Annotated in this window: 18 protein-coding genes and 1 pseudogene; 5 read left to right on the top strand and 14 right to left on the bottom strand. The window is 46.6% G+C overall.

The window, feature by feature from the left end; translation table 11 throughout:
• Positions 1-11 precede the first annotated feature (11 nt).
• From traF to AB6E54_RS21815, 14 genes are all read right to left on the bottom strand, one after another.
• Positions 12-797, bottom strand: a complete 786-nt coding sequence (traF, locus tag AB6E54_RS21880) for a type-F conjugative transfer system pilin assembly protein TraF (protein WP_102561329.1) — start codon at positions 795-797, stop codon at positions 12-14.
• 23 nt (positions 798-820) lie between these two features.
• Entirely contained in the window at positions 821-2548 is a 1728-nt protein-coding gene (gene traN, locus AB6E54_RS21875; RefSeq protein ID WP_372107313.1) for a type-F conjugative transfer system mating-pair stabilization protein TraN, read from the bottom strand.
• 36 nt (positions 2549-2584) lie between these two features.
• Complete coding sequence (gene trbC / locus AB6E54_RS21870; protein WP_017103571.1) at positions 2585-3298, bottom strand: type-F conjugative transfer system pilin assembly protein TrbC; 714 nt, start codon at positions 3296-3298, stop codon at positions 2585-2587.
• Between the two features lie 253 nt (positions 3299-3551).
• Positions 3552-4562 (bottom strand): conjugal transfer pilus assembly protein TraU, encoded by a 1011-nt coding sequence (gene traU, locus AB6E54_RS21865; protein WP_017103572.1) that lies wholly within the window; start codon positions 4560-4562, stop codon positions 3552-3554.
• Between the two features lie 158 nt (positions 4563-4720).
• Positions 4721-5452, bottom strand: coding sequence for a type-F conjugative transfer system protein TraW (gene traW / locus AB6E54_RS21860; RefSeq protein WP_102488789.1), 732 nt, complete (start codon positions 5450-5452; stop codon positions 4721-4723).
• Complete coding sequence (gene traC, locus AB6E54_RS21855) at positions 5403-7952, bottom strand: type IV secretion system protein TraC (RefSeq protein WP_229648361.1); 2550 nt, start codon at positions 7950-7952, stop codon at positions 5403-5405. The genes traW and traC overlap by 50 nt, the downstream gene beginning before the upstream one ends.
• A 150-nt stretch (positions 7953-8102) precedes the next feature.
• A complete protein-coding gene (gene traV, locus AB6E54_RS21850; RefSeq protein WP_017104313.1) occupies positions 8103-8498 on the bottom strand; it encodes a type IV conjugative transfer system lipoprotein TraV in 396 nt (131 codons plus the stop codon).
• Positions 8495-10039 carry a TrbI/VirB10 family protein gene (locus tag AB6E54_RS21845; RefSeq protein WP_048666133.1) on the bottom strand — a complete coding sequence of 515 codons (1545 nt, stop codon included), beginning with the start codon at positions 10037-10039 and terminating at the stop codon, positions 8495-8497. The genes traV and AB6E54_RS21845 overlap by 4 nt, the downstream gene beginning before the upstream one ends.
• Positions 10029-10814 (bottom strand): type-F conjugative transfer system secretin TraK, encoded by a 786-nt coding sequence (traK, locus tag AB6E54_RS21840; RefSeq protein WP_017096434.1) that lies wholly within the window; start codon positions 10812-10814, stop codon positions 10029-10031. Before traK ends, AB6E54_RS21845 begins: the two co-directional genes overlap by 11 nt.
• Positions 10801-11376, bottom strand: a complete 576-nt coding sequence (gene traE / locus AB6E54_RS21835) for a type IV conjugative transfer system protein TraE (protein ID WP_016800090.1) — start codon at positions 11374-11376, stop codon at positions 10801-10803. Before traE ends, traK begins: the two co-directional genes overlap by 14 nt.
• A gap of 14 nt (positions 11377-11390) precedes the next feature.
• Positions 11391-11693: a type IV conjugative transfer system protein TraL gene (gene traL / locus AB6E54_RS21830; RefSeq protein ID WP_016800089.1), complete on the bottom strand. Its 303-nt coding sequence runs from the start codon at positions 11691-11693 to the stop codon at positions 11391-11393.
• A gap of 9 nt (positions 11694-11702) precedes the next feature.
• Positions 11703-11990, bottom strand: a complete 288-nt coding sequence (gene traA / locus AB6E54_RS21825) for a type IV conjugative transfer system pilin TraA (protein WP_016800088.1) — start codon at positions 11988-11990, stop codon at positions 11703-11705.
• Between the two features lie 175 nt (positions 11991-12165).
• Positions 12166-12534, bottom strand: a complete 369-nt coding sequence (locus AB6E54_RS21820; RefSeq protein ID WP_048660709.1) for a hypothetical protein — start codon at positions 12532-12534, stop codon at positions 12166-12168.
• 343 nt (positions 12535-12877) lie between these two features.
• Complete coding sequence (locus AB6E54_RS21815) at positions 12878-13057, bottom strand: TraY domain-containing protein (protein WP_016800598.1); 180 nt, start codon at positions 13055-13057, stop codon at positions 12878-12880.
• A gap of 798 nt (positions 13058-13855) precedes the next feature.
• Between AB6E54_RS21815 and AB6E54_RS21810 the strand changes: the two genes are divergently transcribed.
• The 5 genes and pseudogenes from AB6E54_RS21810 to AB6E54_RS21790 all read left to right on the top strand — a co-directional run.
• A complete protein-coding gene (locus tag AB6E54_RS21810; RefSeq protein ID WP_132968954.1) occupies positions 13856-14683 on the top strand; it encodes a hypothetical protein in 828 nt (275 codons plus the stop codon).
• A 720-nt stretch (positions 14684-15403) separates the two neighbouring features.
• Positions 15404-16528: a hypothetical protein gene (locus tag AB6E54_RS21805; RefSeq protein ID WP_102258346.1), complete on the top strand. Its 1125-nt coding sequence runs from the start codon at positions 15404-15406 to the stop codon at positions 16526-16528.
• A 258-nt stretch (positions 16529-16786) separates the two neighbouring features.
• A complete protein-coding gene (locus AB6E54_RS21800) occupies positions 16787-17365 on the top strand; it encodes a DUF2913 family protein (protein ID WP_017104238.1) in 579 nt (192 codons plus the stop codon).
• Between the two features lie 840 nt (positions 17366-18205).
• Complete coding sequence (locus AB6E54_RS21795) at positions 18206-18619, top strand: H-NS family nucleoid-associated regulatory protein (RefSeq protein ID WP_069592252.1); 414 nt, start codon at positions 18206-18208, stop codon at positions 18617-18619.
• 164 nt (positions 18620-18783) lie between these two features.
• A pseudogene (locus AB6E54_RS21790) lies at positions 18784-19113 on the top strand (hypothetical protein); the annotation flags it as partial.
• Positions 19114-20695: the final 1582 nt, after the last annotated feature.

Genomic DNA, 20695 nt, shown 5'->3' with positions numbered 1-20695 from the left:
ATTGAGTGGCTTTAAAAATCCGATTGCTCAAAGTGGGTGGCGACGTTGTAAAAGCGCCCAATTAAATCATTTTGGCTTATCCAGCCGTACGCCAGTGGCTTCATCTCTCCAGTGCTTGGATGCACCAAAATCAAGGCGGGCGTAAAAGGCACCGTGACTTTTCCTTGGTTGTGGCGGTTTTCTTTGAGGTGAGTGATGAAGGTTTCATCATTACTGATCCCAAGGAGCTCAAAATGGTATTGGTCAGCAAACGCTTGAATGGACGGGGCGAGTTGCTGGCTTAGCGTATCTTTTCCTTCATAAACAAAGAAAAAGCCCCATCCGTCTTGTTTCATCTTTTCAACCGCGTCGGTTTTCTTCTTATCCTCCAGTGTTAAATACACTTGTCTTGCCGCTTGCTCTGTCGGATGGTCTTTGGTGTAAGAAAACTCAGGTCTTTCGAGCAGCAGCGCTTTAAAGGTCATGCCTAATTGGTCGGTTTGGTCCGTGATAAAATGATTTAACGCTAAAAACTTCGCGAGCTTGTCTTTATCTTTGGGATGAATGGCCGCGTCGTTTTGCGCTTCAATATGCACAGAGTGAAACCAGGCCATCTGTTCGGTCGCCGATAACGTTTTAGGGCTTGATACGGTGGTTTGAGTGTTGCTTGGTAGCGGCTTAGGTTTGGGCGTTACGGGCATTGCCTTTGGCTCGTTGTACCAGCGCCACCCAGGAGGGGTTTCTTGAGCAAGAGCTGGATGGAGGTGAGTCAGCAGCGCTAGGGTAATGACGCAAAGCAGAGGTTTTTTCATCATCATAGACCTTGATTCCGTGGAGGCGGTTATCCGCCCGTGGCACTTTGAAGTCGTTTCTTGATTTCATCAAAGTTGGGGAGGTTGGTGTTGGCACGCATTTCCGGGTAGAACTCTTTAAAATCAATGTATTCAAAATTGATTTGACCCAGTTCTTCGGGCGTAATAGCGGCGCAGGTGGGATTTTTAGCACTGCCTAACCGTTTACCCAGTTGCTGAAGAGACCCTTGCTCTTGGATGATTTTGGCCAGCTTGTTGTCGTAAACGCAGTAACTGCGCTTTTTACGGGTGCAGACACCCAGCACTTTCTTGGCGCAGTATTGCCCCACGTACAGGGTTAAGCCTTTCTCTTTGGCTTCCCCCAGCGCTTCTTCCGCTTCGCTGCATTTCGCTCCCAATCCTTGCCCCCATCCTGAGTCTTTACAACAATCGTTGAAGCCCGCGAGTTTCTTACTGCACTTCATCGGCTTTCCCGTGAATATTTTGGGTGGGTCGCCGATGTCTTTCACGGCTTCGGCAAGTCCTGCCAGTGCCGCAACGGACTTATCAAAATTGTTATTCAATTTGGGCGCCTCCTCGTAACACTCCCCGTCAAGACAGAAGGAGTGCTCCCCACATTGCAGATCAGTGGTTCGGCATGTCTTCTCAACACAACGCTTTGTGACCTCTTGCTCGACGCACACCCCATTTTGCTTAAGGCTGCAATGTTGAGTTTGAGTCGTACAGTCTTTCGGGAGGTTTGCGCAGGTATTAGGGCGGTCACAATGATGGTCTATCCGATATTTCCAACAATTGAGCGTGGTGGGAATGCCATTAATGGTGCGGGTGGCTCGACCTTCAATACATTGCTGGCGAGTGACCTTGCACGAGTTCATCAGGCGGCATTGTGTTCGCCAGGTCATGGTGTTTTTGATGCAGTTCCCTCCGGATAAGGAGAATCCGTTTGAGCAGCTCAAGGTGGCTTTTTTCGTTTGTGTGGTGGGTCGACAAATCTCGTAGCGTTTATGCCAGTATGCGCTCCATTGCCAGTTTAAGTTGATGGTATATTTTAAATCGCCAAGCGTGTAGCCTTGGTTGGGAGAGACTATCTTTCCATCCCAAAAATACGTGGTTTCTGATCCCGAAAAACCTCTTCTAGTCCCTGATTGCCTCACGTAATTGTCATTATTGTATCGGCATTGTGGGAGGGGGCGTTGGCAATCCCTCCCTTGTTGTGTCCAGCCGGATGGACAGCGGTAGCTCACCTCACCGGTGCTCACGGAGGCAACGGGGACTTTTGTACAAGGCACATTGTTATTCGTTGGACGATGACACTGTTTAGGAATGTGTTCGATAAGGCACTGGGAGCCGCTATCACAATCCACATAGGCATTTGAGAGACCGTGAGTGATTTCATACGCATTCTCTTGGCCGAGTAAGGCAAAGCGCATCGCTGGGTCGCTTTTAACATCGGGGCGCCCTTTATTAAAGTGGGTGTTGATGTCTTGAGCCAATCCATTGGTCACAAACTCTGTCCCTTTTTGTGCATTGATATCACTGTCTGACAGTCTTGACTCTTTTGGACTGCGGATCTCTTTTCGACACGTGGCGTCTTTGCAATAGTCATCGACATTGAGTGGAAGCGCATGAGGCGTGAGAGCTTGGCTTGCCGTTTGCTTCGCCCAATTGGCGCTCTCGGTAAAGGTTTGTTGTTCGCTGGCAAGAGCGAGAGTAGATAAAAAACTGAGCGTGAGCGCAGCCCAGAGGTCAATGCGCATAAGGAGCACCTCATCAAAAGTTGGGGTGAGAGAGGGTTATTGGGCATAGAGCGTGCGCAACAGTGGATGAATGTTTTGCTGCGCATCCCCGGCCGCGAGGTAATCCAGAGCTTGGTAAAGTGAAATGTTGCCGTAAAGGATGTCGTAGTCACTGGCTTTGCAAGGCTGCTTAGGTAAGCAACGGTTTTGTTTGACCGAAACAAAGGCCGGTACGCGATGAATATCAAATTGCTTAAACCAATCAGGGCTGATGGAAAAGCCGCTTTGAATGGGCGCCTTATTGGGGGAGCGTATCAAGGCCTCGATCCGCTTGGCCGTGGCCGGAAAACCTTCAGGTAAGACACCGCGTATCACCAGTGGAACGCCTAAGTGCTCACTTTGCATCAGAAGCTGTTTGAGCGCGGTCTTGGGCATGGTGAGTGAAACAAACACCATTACCCCTTTTGGGGCTTGGTCAGGGTTGCGCGTGGGCTTTTGTCGCCCCAATAAGGGGGACAGGCTCTCCTCTTTTATCAAATCTTGAACATTGCGGCTGAGAGTCAGCGCTTCTTCTCGATAAGCCTGGGCTTTATTTTGTATGTCGTCCGTAGGCCACGTCTTCGCCGCCTCCGGTTGTTGAGTCATTTTTTGCTCAAGCTTGGCAAAAGATTTGAGCTCTTGCTCAGTGTAAGCTTGGGCGGGTAACGCGATAAAAAAACACAGAAAAACAAGAGAGCGCCTAAAGGTGCTCTCAAAAGATGGAATGGTCATAGTAACCTCTTCATTATGGCCGCTGAAAGGGTGGGTAGAGGGTGTGAGCGTTTTGGAAGCTGATTGACAGCACCTTACGAGCATTGAGATCGCGACAAAACGAGAAGCAAAACTGCGAGAGCGGGAAACAGCAGTAAATGTGCTTGTTGTTGGCGAGCTCTGTTTTTAAAAAATCGGTAAGGGAGTCAGGGTGACTGGCAATAAATAGGTCCGTTTCATTTTTGTGGGGAAGAATGGGCATCATCGCGTCACCTTATAAAAAGACACAGTTGCGCTTTCGCCATTGTACAAAACCAAAGTTATCCCCTGTCACCGGGTTGTCATGGCCGGCTTCCCAGATTGTGGTTGTCGTGGTGTACGGGTGACACCAGGCGGCATCGGGAATAGGCCCCGACATTTGATACCGATAACGAGATTTTGGCAAAATAGGATCGGGATATTGATAACAAATCGCGCCATCTTCGCCGCGCGTCTCCCAGATGATTCCTTGCCGGTGCAGTTTGTAGTTCAGCTTTTCCATCAAGAGTGTCGCCGCCTGGATGGGCGTGTCTCGATAGTTGGTGGTGCCGGTGAGCGGATAGGCACTGCCCTGTGAGCCTAAACACCAAAATAAAGCATCAATAGGTAAGGCAGCGTTAGTGGAGGTCAACAGGGCTTCGGGCACGCAAGCAAGCTGCGCAACCAAGTTACCAAACAGTAACGCTTCGGGATTGAGAATGAGGGATAACTCATCGTCGTCCCAAAGTGGGTCAATTTCCGTCATGTAGGCCACATCAAAAACGTCCGTGGCCATGCAGGCGGTGGATTGCATCAGTTGCAGCCAATAAATAACGGGGTACTTATACCAATGGGCGTGATAAAAGCCTCCGTCACTGCTGTCACTCTCACGGGCGGTCACGCGCCCACCGATACGCTGAGTGTTAGCGCCGGACATTTGCACGCCCATGTTCACCATACAGTAAGGGACGCGCGTGATATCGGTTAAGGCATAAGGCTCCCAATAGCCAATGTTGATGCCTATTTGCACAAAGATAGGCGGCGGTTTAGGGCAATAAGAGATAGGCAGTGTGGGATTGGGCGTATCGGGGTACTTAGAGGGCATGACGGTGGCTGAGCCTATCGTCATCGGAAACAAGCAATCCCAACAAATATCGGTCATGGGGTTAATAAAACGGCTTTTACACGCCGCACTGGCTGCTAGGGTTGATGGGGCAATAAAAACCAATAGGCAGCACAACAGTAAACGAAAGTGTCGTTGTGTCATGGGGTGTCCTTTTTCCACGCCGAGCGTGGTACTCCTTTTGTCTCGACAAGAGGCTTCGCCCCATAATCGCCGCCAAAAGCGAGCTTGGTTAAGAAAAAAAAAGCGTCATACTGGAAGCATAATCAAGGGAGGTGCGCACTTCCAATGCGATGTCATTGTTATTGCTCTATCGCCAAGGGGTGCAAACCCGATACGTTCACCTCATCGATGCGCCAGCGCGTGCCTTCTTGGTAGGCAATCGCTGGGACGTGAGTAATGTTAAGCGATTGGGTTAAGTGGCCTTGCTGCGCAAAATACATTCTTGCGTCCAATAAGGTCGCCATTTTATTCGGGCTGCCTCCTGTCAGTACCCACTTGATTGGCTTGGCGTTTTGATACTCGCTAGCGAACCTTCGTTGCTGCGCGTCTCTGGCATCAAAAAAGACCAGCACCTTACTTAACTCAAATTGTGGTAGAACGTTTTGACCGTCGACCTTTGGCCAAGTGCGGGTATCAAAGGGGTTCACTCTGGTGCCCGCTTTGGCAATCACGGCTCCTGTAGTGGGGGCGATAATGTCTTTAGGGAGGGTGATGCTTGGGTCAACGTAAAAGGTGCGGGGGTTGATCGTGGTGGTTAAGCCTGCAACGGGCGGTGGGTTTTCAATGCTTTGCTTGGCGCGCTCCGTGAACTCGTTTTGCATGTCCGCTAATTGACCACTGGCCTCAAACCCTTTCAGTCTTTGGTCAATCCACTCCAGCATGTCAATCTCACCGATGGGGAAGATAGGGGCCACTTGGCCCAAGTTCTTTCCAGCGGCATTTGTCGTTGCCAGTCCAGCGACCAAAAGAAAAAGGGGGGATTTAAGCGCTCGCCCCAATGGCTTGATTAAAGGCGTCAATGTCTTTGCCATAAAAGTGCCTGGAGGTTTGCTCAATGGCGCGCTCCAGTGAGTGGCCTTGTTTATAAAGATTTTCACAATACTCAAACTCCTTAGGCTCGGTTGAGAACATGGCGCGTTTCACCGGAGAGGCGAAAAAGCGGTGATAGGTGACATGGCCACCCGCTTTGATGCGCGCACTGCTGTATCCCGCTTCGGCAGACGGAGCGAAACTTTTAATGAGGCGCTGCTCAAACGGTGAGAAGGCATCCGGGTTTTGGGTCAGATACTCATCAAACCCTTCCCCTTGACGAAGAATGATGTGGATATCGGAGTTGTTGTAGCAGGCTTTGGCTTCCTCGTTGCTAAAGAAGTCTTCAATCCCTTGAGTCACTGTACAAAAAGCGCCGCCGAACTTACGGGCGGTGCGATAACCGGTGTTGATGAACTCCCTCGCTTGCTCGTTTGCCCCAGAGAGGAGGCTCCAGGCTTCTTCAATGATGCACAGCTTTGGGGTAGAGCGAGAGCCAGCCAGGTACATCTGCTGGTTAATCGAAACCATCAACGCAAAAATCACGGGTCTGAGCACAGCAGGCGGAAACCCATCCAGCTCCAGCGTGGTGATTTCCACACTGGGGTCGAGCATGGAGGGCTTGTTGAACACATCTTTGTACATGCCGTCGGTGCAGAACTTTTTCAGTTGCACCGCAATGTCTTTGATGCGTCGGTCGCTTTCTTCTCCAGCAATCTCAATCAAGGCGTCTCTGACATCATCCACCAAGGCTTGATTACCTTTACGCTCCCATGCCGTCACTATCGCATCGCCTAAGACGCTTTGTTGAAACGCCGTCAGTGGGACGTAGGGTGACGCGATGGTGGCAAACAACGCCGTGATATTATCGAGCGCTTCCATCATGGGGTCGACCGGTCTACCGTCATCATCCACAAACTCAAACTCAGCACTTTGCATGGCGCCTAAATGCGTGAAGGGATTTAAGAAGATGTTGGCGTGCGTCATGTACGTCCCCCCAAGGCTGAGCGTCAATTTTTTATAGCTGGCCCCTTTATCGAGGATCCACACTTTACCGCCCATGGCGTAAACCGTTTCGGCAATCTCTTGAACCAGAAAGCTTTTCCCTGCGCCTGAGCCTCCGGTCAGAGCGATATTTTGGTTATCACTGCCACAGGTGAAAGGGTTAAAGAAAGAAATTTGCTGGCGCATCGTGGGCAGCAATACGCCGCCTTTTAACTGACAAAAATCCATGATGAGAGGGAAGAGGTTCACCAGATTAGAGCTTTTTAACGTGCGAACTCGGCCGGCTTTTTTACAATCGCCCCACAACCCTTCGCTCATCATAAAAGGCAACGTTGAAAGCAGCGCTTGTGGCTGATTCATTTTCAGGGGAATGATATCAAGGCCAGCATGGCTGAATGACTCCTTCGCCGCTTGGGTGTCTTTTTTCTGGTGGGTCTTATCGGTAAACAGGGAGACCGTGAGTACCATAGACGCAATGGTAAACTCTTTAGACAACAGACCTTTTTGTAGGGCTTTTCGCTCTTTGAGCTCATCTTCCGCTGTTGGAGCCAGCAGCGCCATTTGGCTGTTCACCGTCTTGGTTAAGTCTTTTATCTTATTATCGTTATCCGCATTTTGCTTACCGGTTGGCTCATTACGAAAGCTCAACGTGACGCGGTGAGGGCAAGTGATATTACGAGAAACGTTGCGAAGAGAAGAAAAGGCCTCAGGTAAGGCGTACAAGCGATAATCCCCAGGCAGACGAGAAAGTCCCAAATTGACCAGCCGTGTGCGCACCTCCTCCCCTTGGTCATTGGTATGACGGGTGGCGATATGGCCACGATGCGTTAACGCTTCGGTATCGGGAGAGAGGGCTTGCAGGTTCAAAGGCTCTAACGGGTTGTAGCCTTTTTCCTTTGGCCGGTCTTGTCGTTTATCAAAGTTTAAGATATCACTCACATCGGTCAGCAACATCTCAGGCGTGACGGGCAGTAAATCAAAACCAAGCTGCGCCAGTCCTGTCTCTAGAGTCATTCGCGCATCAAGCAGCTCTTGTGGGTCTTTTTCCGTGGTGGAGACAAAAAAGAACGCGTCGTAATCGCGCAAATCAAAGCGATTGTTTTTTTGTCGGTGTAAAAAACCGTGCTGCGCGGCGTAGTGGGCGTAAATGGCGTCATCGTTAGCCAGCTTCTGGCAGATACCGCCTCGCTGACTGAGTAGAGCTTGGTTTCCTTCGAGATAGTGCGCCACTCGGTTGTGACCAAACAGCTGCACTTGATAGTCCCATTTATCCCCTGCTGGCAAATCCCCCATGAGGTGGCTTAACGACTGAATTAAATCGTCGTTAGCGCCCCCAAGGACACTGATTTTAAAGCCAAAACCGCGAGAGTGGGGATTGTCGAACACCCGCTCAATGGGATCGTAATCTCGATACGGCAGTTCATGGTGAAGGTGGTTTTGGGCTTGCTTGGCCTCTTGAAATAAGGCGGATAAGCCACTGCGTGAGGAGGAAAACATGGGGGATCCCTTTTTCTATTTTAATGTTAGGGGGCGTGACACAATCTTGGACCGCTTGATGGATTCCCCCCTCATTGAGAGAAGGCTGAGACTGAATGTCGCGCGCCCATGATAAAAATGATGTTTAAGCTTCGTTTCTTTTTTTCCTAATCAATCTTTCCAAATCGCGCGCGCAGGGCGCCCAGACCAACGGCTATCGTCTAAGACAAAGTAAACATCCATCGTATCGATGTAGTGATTGTCTTTGTCGATGAAAGGGAAGACGGTGAGTTTTTTAACGTCTTCTTGGCTTCGCTCTGGCTCCCCCTCTCGATTGCGCCTTGGCAGTAAGGTAAAGGCGGAAGGTGGGGCGAGACGCGCTTGAGAAGAGACCGTGGCGTTACCACTGCCTCCGGTATAACCGTATAGGTTGTCTCGAACTTCGTTCATGGTGACGCAACCTGAAACGCCGCCGACCTGATCGCAACTGTATTCGCTCTCAAAGCCCGCGCTACAACCGGTCAGACCTAAGAGTATCGATAGTGAAAACAAAGCGTGCCTATTCATGGTGATTCCTCACGCCCAAAGCCCACGCGGCTTAACCCTTGTTGGGTGATTTTTTGCGCTAAAGGGTTGATGGGGGCGGTTTGAGTGGTTGGTGGAAGAGAGGGGGTGTTGGTAATGACATCTAACAGTTGATTGCTGTTGGAGACTTGCTCACGCTGCTCATTCATACGCGTTTCGTATTCATCGGCCAGCAATGGATCTAATGGAAAGCCTTCCAAAAAGACAATATTGACGATGGCACCAGGATTGACTTCCACTATCGGATGATAGAGTTCGGCCAGTTTGATGTAGTAGTCCGCCAATTTGCTGCCAACGCTCTCCGTGGCGCCGCCAAGCAGATTCAAGCCAATTTTATCGCTGTTGATGCTTTGACTTGGGCCGAGCGCCGTCGGTGTCGTGGTTTGTGCCAGCGCTTTACCTGCATCCCCTACGCCTTGCAAGATCCCCGCAATGCCGGCCATTTGAACGATCTTACCGTTTTTCAAAATGGTGGTACCGCGAATACCATTGCGACCAAAGTTAAACACGGTCGCATTGACGGGGATATCGAGAATATCGCCATTGGGTTGTATGCAGCTCATTCTACTGGTGCGAGCGACGCCGCGGCTGGATGAGATCTCACCGTAGACGGCGCCGGTGATCGTGCAATCCTTCAATTTAGAGGCCTGACCGTTGGGTAAGACCCCCTGATTGACTGTCTGAAAGACAATCGGTGAGGTATCCCCTTGTCCAGAGACGCCCCCATTAGCATCAGCGCCGCCGGTAATTACGGCGGTCACAAAGGTGCCGGTTGGCACGTAGTTATCGGTCGTGCGACGGGATTGTTTCTCCTCGACACTGGCTTGCCAGTGAAATTCAAAGCTATCAAAGGCATCACCACTAAAGGCCACATCATCTTGCTCTTGGTACTGGAACTCATTCACCTTGGCGTTATCCATGTTGCTATTAATGGCCGGTCTTGGGGGCAGTTTGTATTGGCCAAAGGTGTCTCCTTGGTTGGTCTCGATGCCGTGTTGAGTCGAAGGATCGCCTGCCTTGAGGGTTGAGGCTAATTGCGTCTCAAGCTGCGCCTTGAGCGCGTCAACTTCATCGAGCTTTTGTTGCATCTGCTGCTCAAGCTCTGTCAGTTGCGATTTTGTATCGCGCTCATTGGCCTTTTTAATGTTCTCTAACTCAGAGGTTAAGCTTTGTCCAAAGCGACTTAATGTGCCTTCAAACCGCGCTAAGCTTTGTTCTATTTGGTTGATTTTGTCTTGTTGAAACGTCAGGGCGGACTGGTTGTCTTTGTCGGTAAAATCATCGGTGACGACAGCGCCAAATCCGACATCTTGAATGCCCTTGCTTGGCGCTTGGGGAGACAGTGTTAACCGCCAAACAACAAAAGCCAGGGCGGTCAATATCAGCAATACCGTGAGCGTAATGGTGCGATTGCGCTTTCTTGTCACGGCATTGATCGTGCCGCCGTCTTCAAAGTCCCCGTCGGTGTCTTTGAAGACGCGTTTCTTAAAACGGCCCAAGGCGTCTTTTTGTTTATCGAGCATGGGTGGCGCCTCCTCCAGTAATGAGATAGAGCGTGGTAGTTTGCCCAGGTTTTAATTGATAGGCATCGAGCGCGGCTGAGCGTGCGGAATAGCTGTAGAACTGCGCGGTGGTCAGCGCCATGTCACTGCGGCTTTGATTTTTGAGCTGATAAACCACCCCAGAATAATGACGGCCCACGAAGACCGTTTGAGGGATGATGGCCAGTGACGCTTCATCTTTGGGTAAGGTTTTGGGGTCAACGTCGTGACGTTTAAAACCAGCAATGGGAGCGCCATCATGGACAAAACGTATCATGGCTTTGGTGAGCGCTGTCATGGCGGCGGGATAATCCGCCGCCTGCTCAATCGGGCTTTGCTGCTCTTTGTAATTTTGCGACCAAACAAACTCCGTGACCAAAGATGGTGTAGCTTTGGGGGTAATAAACAGCGCAAACAATCGCCCTTTCTCTGTCGTCAGGTGCGCGGTAAACGGTAAGGGAAGGTTAATTTTTAAGGTGATGGAGCCGGAAGCGTCTTTTTGGTTGCCCGTTGAGGTGCAAAACCCTTTCGGGCAGACGATCGAAATAATACGGTCATTGTTGACCAGTAAACGGTTCACGTTAATGGAAGAGAGTGACAAGGGGATCGTGTCGCCTTCGTCAAACTCATAGCTCACCATGGCGGCATTTTCAGCCAGGGCAAAAGAGGGGATGAAAAAGACCACCCAAAGCGCGATGGATAAAAAATAAGGGTGCCATTGCTGCGATGGGGTGAATGATTGCTCATAAAGATTCATCGGTGTTGACCTCGACTTCTTCAATGGAGAGTAAACCTATGACGCCTTGGTCATAGCTAAAGTTGACTTGATACCACTTCATCTCCGGATCTAGTGCGCGTTGGCCTACGTGCTTTTGGAGTTTCCCGTAGAGTTGTACTTGGAGAGTGTCGAGAGAAATTCGGACCAACTCGACAGAAAATTGGCTGCTGATGTTATCTTTTTTAACCACCGTGGCTTCTCGAAGCAGCTTAGGTTGAACGTTGTACCAGCTTGTCTCGTCTAAATATTCAAGTAACTGACCAAACTGACGTCCAACGCTTGCCGGCGTGATGTTGAGTTTCAGGTAGAGAAGATAATCCGCCATTTGCTCAAGATAAGGTTCATCGACCGCGCCATCCGAAACCGTAAAGGCTTGAGAGAGGGTGGGCGGGACTAGGGTTCGGCTTTGATGGGTAAGGGCTTGATAACTGGTGTAACCCAACACCAGGTTAGTGATAAGCATAACAAGAAAGCCTGCACTCAAAAAAAGATTGAGGAGGCTTTTGACGGCCAGCTTATCCCGTTTAACAAACGGATCCATGATGAAGGGTCTCCTTAGAAAATCCAGTAACGACGACAGGCTGAGGGGGTACGCTTAAAGAGGGTGGGATGGACAAAGGAAGCCCCCCACCAATAAAGTGACAGGGTAACTATGTTGTCACCGTATTGCGCTTTGATGTAACGTAATCCCCCAAACCAAGCCAGCGATAACGTCAGCCCTATCATTTCGTGTTTAAGCCAGAATGAGAGGCCAAAAATGCAGAGGGCAGGCACGAGTTCATCAACTGGGAACCCGAGCCAGCGACGACCTTTGTTCATGTGTTTTGGAATAGAAAAAAACTGATGAGGGTCTTCCATTGTGACTCCTTAGCCTAAGCCGACGAGTGGTGCTCCAACATTCCACAAGACTGAGCCGCCAATGAACCCGCCAACGGCCGCAAACCAGTTACGGCTCATCAGTCCAGTGACGACCGCCCCCGCAAGCCCAGTCCCCAGCATCGCGGTTTCAACCGCAGAGCCTTTGCCCGCCGAGTCTTTCATGGCTTGTTTACCTGACGCGAAGATATCGGCAGCCAGAGCGGGCTGAGTGATAAGAAGTGTCGAGACAGCAACGCCAAGCCCGACAAGGAGGGTGCGCTGGGTGCGTTTTTTCATAATAAATATCCTTATTGAGTGATAAATTTATCAAGTGTTTGGTCATGATGGAGTAAAAGACCTCCTTGCCTGAGAAGCTGGGAAGAAGGGTTAGGTTGTCCTAGGCAGACCGTGCAACGTGCAAATTAAACGGCGCGTGGGGAGAAAGGTTAAAATCGACAGGTATAGGCACGCATCATAAAGAAAACAGAGAAGATTTCGCGTACTTCAAACCGCGATTACGACTCACATGTTGCTTCCAATTTTGAGCGCTAATGATGGTGTTCTTAAGCTTCCGATAACGTTTTTTACAAGCATTCTTTGAAGCTGGGAGAGTGAGACGGTTAACTGATTGAACTTGTTTTTGAACCGCAACAAAATGAACACCCTTCCAATAGAAAGGGAATGAAAGGTGTCCAGTAAAAGACAGTAAGGCGGCAAACGCCATGTGTTCACGCCCGACCGTTCCCAGTTCTTTGACGCTGACAAAATCCCCTTGTTCAACAAAGTGGCCTAATACATTCGCCGCCTCATCTGTACGACAATGTCCGTAGATAATCTGCATCGTTCACACTCCTTTTTAGGACATTGTTTTGTTCTTTTAAAAAAGCAAAACAATGGGCTCTCTTTCAAGAGCCGTGCTACAAACTGGCTTGAGCATTCTTGTAGTAGAATGCGCACATCCAAAGGGTGTGGTGTCTGGTATTCCCAAGTAACTCTATTTCACCACTCAACCAGCGTGCTTAATTGAGTAGAAAAACAGCCTTGGACGTCGCCCCAGAGAGGGCTCCTGAATTTGTTAGGCATATTACGCAGGCCTGCGCCCCTCTGCGGCGCTTTTTGCAATCGTGAAGGCAGCCCACCTTCGAGGCCATCTGAAATAAGATCTCAGACGGCAATATCATTCGTTACAGCGACCAATTGGGAAAACGTTTGAGATGATCTTCTAATCGAAGTTTCCCTTCGCGCTTTTTGGCCCGTTCTGCTCTTTTCGCCGATAGCGTTAACGTTTTATTCGCGTTTGCTGAAAGACTAAAAGCGATACCGACTTCCTTGTTATCAACCCTACATTCTGATTTCAAATTCATACAAAATCCTTTTCAATTAAGAAAAACCGAAACGACCGAGTTCAAACTGAAATATCGCTGAACCCTCTAATCGTTCAAAAGTGACCCAGAATTATTAAACTTATTTGCTTTTGTGATGGGCCTCTCAATCTTGCAATTTAACATAACAAATATAATACGCACAAAATTAAACTTTTGATTTTAATGGTTATTTTATTAAATTTAACGTTGCCTTTGTTTTTAATTTTAAATAATTAATCCATTAATTATTTTTATTCGGATTCTTTGATGTGCTATAAATTTTTCAAGGTTATTTGTTATCTCATTGTTATTTATCTGCTATTTTTGGTTACGCATTATATTTGTTATGTTAAGGGGAAAATCCAAAGCGGACTTAGCGTTTGAAATATCTGACGACGATACGCTATAATTGATTTAGGTCATTATGGTTAAAACACACGACCTTGGCCACTAAGCCTGTAGTGCCCAATGCCGTGTGTTTTTTCTAGGATTTAGAGTGTGTTAGAGGTGGTACTCTGACTAAATAGCACTCGCAAAAAAGCCGTCTTCCCGTAAGTAGACGGTTTTTTTGTGTCTAGAAAACCGGCGTTTGATTTCTTTTCCCGGTTGAGATAGCGTGAAATTTCACCGTTTGGACAACCAATCTAAACACTCCCCAAAAACTTACGGACTTCAAAAATATGACTCCTTTGACTCAGCTTGGGCTAACGCTCAGGAGAATCCACTTTCTGCCTAACACCGCCTTTTTTGTCCCTCAGGATGAAGCGAGGTGTGTTTTAAACGTGGACGGTGAGTCTTATGAAAACGTTTAGCTCCTCCCCTCCCCCGTTCGATAAATCGAGTTACGATGCGCAGTATCGCTGTAAGCGTAAGGCTCGCAAACTGGATTTGATTAAATTGCATCAACGCGTCGTTGAAGAAGAGAACGCGCGGGGTCCAAAGACGCCTTTTGAGATCGGGTTTAAGTCTCGTCGGTTGCTCCGAAGCGGTAAGGTAGAAACCCTACCGCCAGAATACGCGCGGATCTTAAAAGGGTGTGAAGAATTTATTACCAACCCAAATCGTTTCCCGTCACTTAATGCATGGGGCGGTGAAGCGGTGAATAATGTGCAGTGTCGCACCTTAATTGCGAAAGTATTAGCGTGCACTCTGCCGAACACAGACCTCATTGGAGGGCGCATCGGTTTGCCCACCGAAGCGGGATTGAAAACCATCAGCTACGACCAGCTTCAAGAAGATTATGCGTTGCGCTTTGGAGAGTTTATTTCGCCGAAGTCCTTTGCTAAAGCGGTGAAGTATCTAAAGCGTGCCAGCTATTTTCACAGTGAGCGGATCAATGTGTGTGTCGACCAAGACGAAGGGACGATACGCAGTGCACCCGCGTACAAACAGTTTACACCTCGCTTCTTTAATGACTTAAAAGTCGTGCGTTACACCAACATCAGCGAATTGATCCTCGCAACACGGGAACGCCAGACAAAGAAAGGACTGAGCTTTCAATGGCTCTCTTTCCGTAAGATAGCGTCAGGGATACAAGAGATCTTCAATGCGTCAACGTTAAACACCTATGCGCAATCAACCTCAGCCTTCTTTAGTGAGTATCAACCGGACCTGGCCCCTAATTAAAAAGACACGTTCGTCTCCGCGAAGGCGGAGGGATCAGCACGTCTGAACCTTAGCCTACCCTGCTCTATCTCTCATTTTTCTGGTTTCTCCCAACAGGTTATTCAGGGTTATCTTGCGCACGCAGTCTCATTCGGAAGGGATTTCTCTATTCACGGTTTTTTATAAGAAAGGCCGTGCAAGAAAGGAAGGATAAAAAAGACCGCTAGAATGGCCATCAATAAGGGGCTGCGCTTATGAACACTACGTATAAAGATAAATAATTAAATCAATAGAAAAATAAATACTTAAGGACAAGCAAAAAAAACGGCGCGGCAACCTTCTTTTGTCATACGACAGGGACCTTCTTCGATTAAACGCTGAGTCAGGTGGCTCCCTTTCATCATCTCCTTACTTAACGTCCACCTTCATCCGGATGGTATGGCTTAGCAGGGCGAGGGTTTTTAGTGCTGTCAATATTGCAGCCTAAAAAGAGCAGTATGGCGCTGTGAGAGGCTTTCTTCTTAATTTCATTAAATGGTCACGGTTCTTATTCAGCCGCTTAAGCTTGCTGCTTTACAAAATGAATGGCCCATTGAATACTAAGATTAGCGTTTCGATTTATCAGCGTCAGAGGGTAATTCAAACTCAAGGAACATAAATTAGTATTACTTCGAGGTGTTTCTCTTCTTACGCTGTTAGCCTAGAAAAACACATGGGTTACTAGAAGAGAAAAGGACGGATATGACACTTCCTATTTTTCACTCAAACAACGTTCCACATTCTCAGTCGGATTATTTATCTGAGCTCTGGAGGAAGATTGAAAAAAATGAACGGCGTAATCAAAAGGCCGAGCTCAAGGTCAATCAGCTTTTTTCTGAATACAAAGATAAACTGACTCCCTATGATAAAAAGCTCGACCATCTTCACTGTGCCTGGGTTAAGCACTTGATGTCATTTTTGACCTCAAAAAAACTCAAAACCAATATCCGCAATCGCTTGATGCAAGCGATTGAACAGGAGTTAATTGAATTGCTTGATCGCCCTTTTATCAATGATAGAGACAAAGTCGAGGCGTTATGCGAAGAGTATGAAACCTATCATAATAAAGTATTTCAGAAAGAGAAACAGCAAGCGCTCAATGCAGCTTGTCGAGAATTTGAAAACGGCATGAAGGAGATGTTCGGCGCTGATATTGATTTACCCCACAAAAAAATCCGTGAAATTCTGGCTTCTGGTGATCCATTCGCCATTGAAGCTTTTATCAGTACCTTATGGGCCTCTTTTGTTAAACATAATAACGACTCGTTTTCACCACGGGCCCAAAATGAGGACGATTGGGACGATTTTGAATTCGATTATTTTGAGAGTGAAGACGACGACGCGCTTAACATCAAAGAAATGTTCCGAGGTACTCAACTCAACAAAATGTACAAACGCATTGCGAGTGTTATCCATCCAGATAAAGAGTCTGACCCGTTAAAGAAAGAAGAGAAACATCGTTTAATGCAGAAACTGGCGGTGGCCAAACGAGAGAATGATGTGATGACCTTAGTCCGAATGCTGACAGAATATGTCCCCGATTCTGAGCACCTTCTTGATGAAACAACTTTAGTGAGAATGGAGCATTTGCTCGAAATGAAGCTCCTGGATTTAAATCGGGCCCACCGTGACATCTTTAGCCAACAAGGAGTTAAGTCTCAAGTCTGGAGACAATTCTCAGCACCAAGCAAGAAGAAGACGCAAGCCAAAATGGAAAAGTATCTTGAAATGATTGATGATTCGATAGTCTCGCTTGAAAAAAGAATAAGAAAAGTTAACAGTATCAATCAATTAAAAAAATATTTAGGATCTCTTACCTTCTATTGATTCTGTGTCTAGAAAAGAGGCTTAATCATGGTGGTTTAAGAGGTTCGAAATACCGCTTGCTCACCCTTCGACTGGCTTCGCCAGCTACGGGATTGCGACGAGCGGTGCCATTAAAGTTTGAGCAGGTATATGTTCGCGTTTCCCGTTAATTTTTGAATGCGCCTTATTATTTAAGCCTTAATACACGCTGATTACGCACTCAATTTAAAATCGTGAAAAACAGCTAGGAAGCTTCAATTAAAGAGAAAGAATAAATTCATGAGTCGAAACCTTAAGCACTATCAAGCCCTTGATGAGATCGTGACGAATGCGCTTCTCGCACTGTATTTAACCATGAGTCAACAAGGTGGATATTGGACAACGAAAATAAGAAATGAACTGTTGGTAAAATTCATCAAACCAAAAGTAAAACGGCCTCAGTTCTCGACATGTAAAAATGAACTCAAAACCATGCTCAGTATTGGCCGAAGTGTAACAGGCAACCTCGAACAAAAAATGTGGGAGGTAAATCAACTGAATCTCGGGTATCAAGCCAAGTTCTCACAGGCTGATGAACTCTATATCATGTTAACGGAATTATTTGAGCAGCATCAGTTTCCAACTATGTTGGAAGACCCCACAAAAGAAATGGAACGAGATACTCTTTACATGAAAGAAAAAAGCATAGAGCAAGGGTTTGATGAAGACAATAACCAGATAAAACCCCTGGCTATGACGGTGAAAACCCATCGGTTGGAAGCGTTAATTGAAGCGCTAAAAGCCAAAGGCTTTTATCGCGTTGAAGTTGACTCTGAAGAGAAAGATGAAGTCATTCACCTTTTATTGCACCGAGAGTGATAACGATTATACGATTGAATAGTGCCTTTCTATTTCTCGGTTTTACCTTGGGTAGACAATGTCCGACTAAATACCCATCTTCAACCTTGACTGAAAGCTTTCCCATATGACAACGCACCCAAAGCCAGTCTGACCAAATAGGTCATAAAGAGAGAGCTTTTCAATACGCAACTCTGGCTTACGCATGAACCTTTTAAAATTGGCATTAGCTAGGCTAGGTTTGCGCATAGGGTCCAATTCTCTTCTTCATTTTTCCACCTAAATCCGGATTTAGGTCTAGTATAATATACTGCGATACTCACCTTGTGACACGGAGCCTTCCATCCTAGTGGTAGGTGAAAATTTCACCCAAACCTTACGGACGCCAGTTTTCAATGCAGAGACACAATAAGAGTTTAGGACTATTCATACTTTTCTTTATGCAGACACATGCAATAATCAACATGCTATGACGAGGTTGATGGTTATATGAGATGTTCCGAAATACCCCCTTTGATCTACATGGTTACTGAAACTCAACTTGAGAGTGCTCTATCCTCTATAGCCATCAATAACTTGCATATTTACTGTGCGTTTACTCATGAAAGTTTGAACACTAAATTAATCAAAGATATTCAGTACAGCCACTTTAAATCCATAAGCTTTAGCGACGCTCGAACTATTTACCCTAAAAAAGCATCATTCTCGGATGAAGATAGGCAATAACTCATTGATATTTAGAAAAATATGCCTAAGAGGGAATATTCACAACGCTATTTTTGGAGAAAACGTGTTTCGACAATTTTTGTGTATCTTATTGATTTGTAATATTATCTCAATTTAAATGTAAATGGACTCAACATGACCGAAATGATAAAAACTTTACTTAATATCCGCTCGCTTCGTGCGTTCTCTCGTGAATTAACACTTGAGGAACTTGAAGAAGCACTGAATAAGTTAACGACCGTCTTTCTTGAACGCCAAGAGAGCGAAGAAGTAGAGCGCGAAGCTCGTGCTGAACAAGAATCCAAAGTCGCTGAAATCGCAAAGCAAATCAAGGTCGATGGTGTTAATATTGAAGCTCTTATAGAAGCTCTAGCAGGTCAATCAAAGAATAAAATAAAAGGTAAACGTAAGCCTCGCCTTGCTAAATATAGTTACACAGACGGGAACGGCATAGAAAAAACCTGGACCGGTCAAGGTCGCACCCCTTCCATAATTCAAGAACAGCTTGATGCTGGAAAATCAATTGAGGATTTCTTGATCGCGAAATAGTCGCTTCTTTCAAAACCCTCACTACACCCCCCTCAATTAAGAGGCCCAGAATTCATATAGAAACTAACAGAGCCCTTGTTTAGGTTAGTTTCTATAGGGCAGTCAGCTCACTTTAAATATCTCTCCCATTGGCCAATCTTAAAATGAATGCGTGAACAGAAATCAACCTAGAGGCGTTAATTACGTCACTGGCCTCATCAGTACCGAAACACGAGAAAACACTTATGACTATTGCAGAACAATTGCGCCAACAAGGCGAGCAACGTGGCCGCCAAGAAGGACGTCAAGAAGGTCGCCAAGAAGGACGCCAAGAAGGACGCCAAGAAGGACGCCAAGAAGGTCGCCAAGAAGGACGCCAAGAAGGTCGCCAAGAAGGTCGCCAAGAAGCCCTCAAGGAGATGGCGCACAAGATGATGCTTAATGGTCTAGATCAGGAAGCCATTATGGATGTCACAGGATTGAATAAAGACGAACTAGCACAACTTTCTCATTAGCCGAGCAAGTAAATGGCCATCAATAAAGGACTGCGCGTGGGGAGATAAATAGTTAAATCAATAAAAAATAAGGATAAGAAAAAAAAACGGCGCGGGCACTTTCTTTTGTCATACGACAGGTCCCTTCTTCGATTAAACGCGGAGTCATGTGGAACCCTTTCATCACCTTCCCACTTAACGTCCACCTTCATCCGGATGGTATGACGTTGTACGAAACTTTTAGACTTTTCCTACCCATCGGCCTTATTGTTATCATATTCAGGTACTAATTGAGTGAGGGGAATTATCGCCTCACCCAACTTTCATTGTGACAACGTCATAAAAAAGACCGAAAGACTAAGGTTATTACCTTCCTTGAAGCCCTTATATAACGTTCTGGTCAAAGTTTTATAAAATATTCAACGTTTTACTGCCCACTTTTAAATCGACTCTCTTTATACCCAAACGATAAAGGTAAGAGAGTACGTCATTTTTAGAAACATTGTATTGACTACGATTTAGAAGTAATAAATATTCTTCTAACAAGTATGGAAAGTCGCTTAATCAACGCCCATGAGTAATGTCAATCTGAGTGATATGTCGGCCAAGCACGGCATTATTGTGAATCGTCCTATATTTATCGTTGGTTCATCCAATCAAGTCCCGCTTTAGACGTAAGAAACTACTCTGCTATCAATTCATTAGGAGCGACATCTTATCGCTATTAGAAAAACCAAAGCATCAAGGTTTGAACTAGCAACCTAGTGAATACGCTTTCATTATGTAATGATTTTACTTACAAAGTCATACTGTAAGAGACAAAAGATTCCGGAATAATACGTCAAATGGTCTGGGCTAAAACTTATATGGCGGTTCGTATCATTGGTGTTGAGTTTGGCTACACCAATTACGCAAACTACAAAAATAGTGCAGAATAGCTTTCGATAACATTAGCTGCAATATTCCAGAGTTTTGTCTATTTTAGCACTGCGATTGGCCATCTTCGATAACATCAAGATTTGGCCTGTACCAAAGCAAAAGGGTAACCAGCACTCTTTCTTTTGCGCTTACCGAACTCGTTGTCCAAATTTGAACTCGATGTGAGAGCCAGAGCGAATAATGAGAAAGCACTCGTCAATGGAGTGAACGTCACTGTTGAGTGCAAAGGCGGTAAGAGAAGAGCCACCATTTTAGTTGATAAGTGACATACAACATGTAACTGGCTTAGAACACGTTAAAGCTCTCTTTCATTACACTAGTAAGCACTCTAGCAGGGATTTTGTTTTGGTTCTTGTAACGGGACTGTTGCAAAAATACTGTACGGACCCTTTTTTTTAATCATCGTGGGCAACGCTTGGAACTCATATTTCTGTCATGGGTGCAGACAAAATAGGAAACAAGAACTTCCATCCTCATTGTTTGAGAAAGCATACTCTACTGTGACTATATACCTTAATGAAAAACGATTGGCGAGTTCTAGCATGCGCCAGATAAAGAGATCTATAAGATAGTTGAAGAGCCTATGTTAAATGACAGGAACAAAAGCGGCATTACCATTTTGATAACTCAAGATTAGCTTATCAAGATCCTTACATTGGCCAGT

Origin of the sequence: Vibrio sp. 10N.247.311.49 (assembly GCF_041467655.1) — a bacterium.
In the GTDB taxonomy this organism is placed as follows: domain Bacteria; phylum Pseudomonadota; class Gammaproteobacteria; order Enterobacterales; family Vibrionaceae; genus Vibrio; species Vibrio crassostreae_C.
The sequence above is the reverse complement of the archived record's forward strand: the minus strand, read 5'-3'. Positions and strand labels throughout refer to the sequence as shown.

What these genes read in the sequence shown, in the direction of transcription:
- traA (WP_016800088.1), bottom strand. Translation starts at nt 11,990, where the DNA reads ATGAAAAAACGCACCCAGCGCACCCTCCTTGTCGGGCTTGGCGTTGCT.
- traF (WP_102561329.1), bottom strand. Translation starts at nt 797, where the DNA reads ATGATGATGAAAAAACCTCTGCTTTGCGTCATTACCCTAGCGCTGCTG.
- AB6E54_RS21805 (WP_102258346.1), top strand. Translation starts at nt 15,404, where the DNA reads ATGACACTTCCTATTTTTCACTCAAACAACGTTCCACATTCTCAGTCG.
- traL (WP_016800089.1), bottom strand. Translation starts at nt 11,693, where the DNA reads ATGGAAGACCCTCATCAGTTTTTTTCTATTCCAAAACACATGAACAAA.
- AB6E54_RS21815 (WP_016800598.1), bottom strand. Translation starts at nt 13,057, where the DNA reads ATGAATTTGAAATCAGAATGTAGGGTTGATAACAAGGAAGTCGGTATC.
- traE (WP_016800090.1), bottom strand. Translation starts at nt 11,376, where the DNA reads ATGGATCCGTTTGTTAAACGGGATAAGCTGGCCGTCAAAAGCCTCCTC.
- AB6E54_RS21800 (WP_017104238.1), top strand. Translation starts at nt 16,787, where the DNA reads ATGAGTCGAAACCTTAAGCACTATCAAGCCCTTGATGAGATCGTGACG.
- traW (WP_102488789.1), bottom strand. Translation starts at nt 5,452, where the DNA reads ATGGCAAAGACATTGACGCCTTTAATCAAGCCATTGGGGCGAGCGCTT.
- traN (WP_372107313.1), bottom strand. Translation starts at nt 2,548, where the DNA reads ATGCGCATTGACCTCTGGGCTGCGCTCACGCTCAGTTTTTTATCTACT.
- AB6E54_RS21820 (WP_048660709.1), bottom strand. Translation starts at nt 12,534, where the DNA reads ATGCAGATTATCTACGGACATTGTCGTACAGATGAGGCGGCGAATGTA.
- AB6E54_RS21810 (WP_132968954.1), top strand. Translation starts at nt 13,856, where the DNA reads ATGAAAACGTTTAGCTCCTCCCCTCCCCCGTTCGATAAATCGAGTTAC.
- traC (WP_229648361.1), bottom strand. Translation starts at nt 7,952, where the DNA reads ATGTTTTCCTCCTCACGCAGTGGCTTATCCGCCTTATTTCAAGAGGCC.
- trbC (WP_017103571.1), bottom strand. Translation starts at nt 3,298, where the DNA reads ATGACCATTCCATCTTTTGAGAGCACCTTTAGGCGCTCTCTTGTTTTT.
- AB6E54_RS21845 (WP_048666133.1), bottom strand. Translation starts at nt 10,039, where the DNA reads ATGCTCGATAAACAAAAAGACGCCTTGGGCCGTTTTAAGAAACGCGTC.
- traK (WP_017096434.1), bottom strand. Translation starts at nt 10,814, where the DNA reads ATGAATCTTTATGAGCAATCATTCACCCCATCGCAGCAATGGCACCCT.
- traV (WP_017104313.1), bottom strand. Translation starts at nt 8,498, where the DNA reads ATGAATAGGCACGCTTTGTTTTCACTATCGATACTCTTAGGTCTGACC.
- traU (WP_017103572.1), bottom strand. Translation starts at nt 4,562, where the DNA reads ATGACACAACGACACTTTCGTTTACTGTTGTGCTGCCTATTGGTTTTT.
- AB6E54_RS21795 (WP_069592252.1), top strand. Translation starts at nt 18,206, where the DNA reads ATGACCGAAATGATAAAAACTTTACTTAATATCCGCTCGCTTCGTGCG.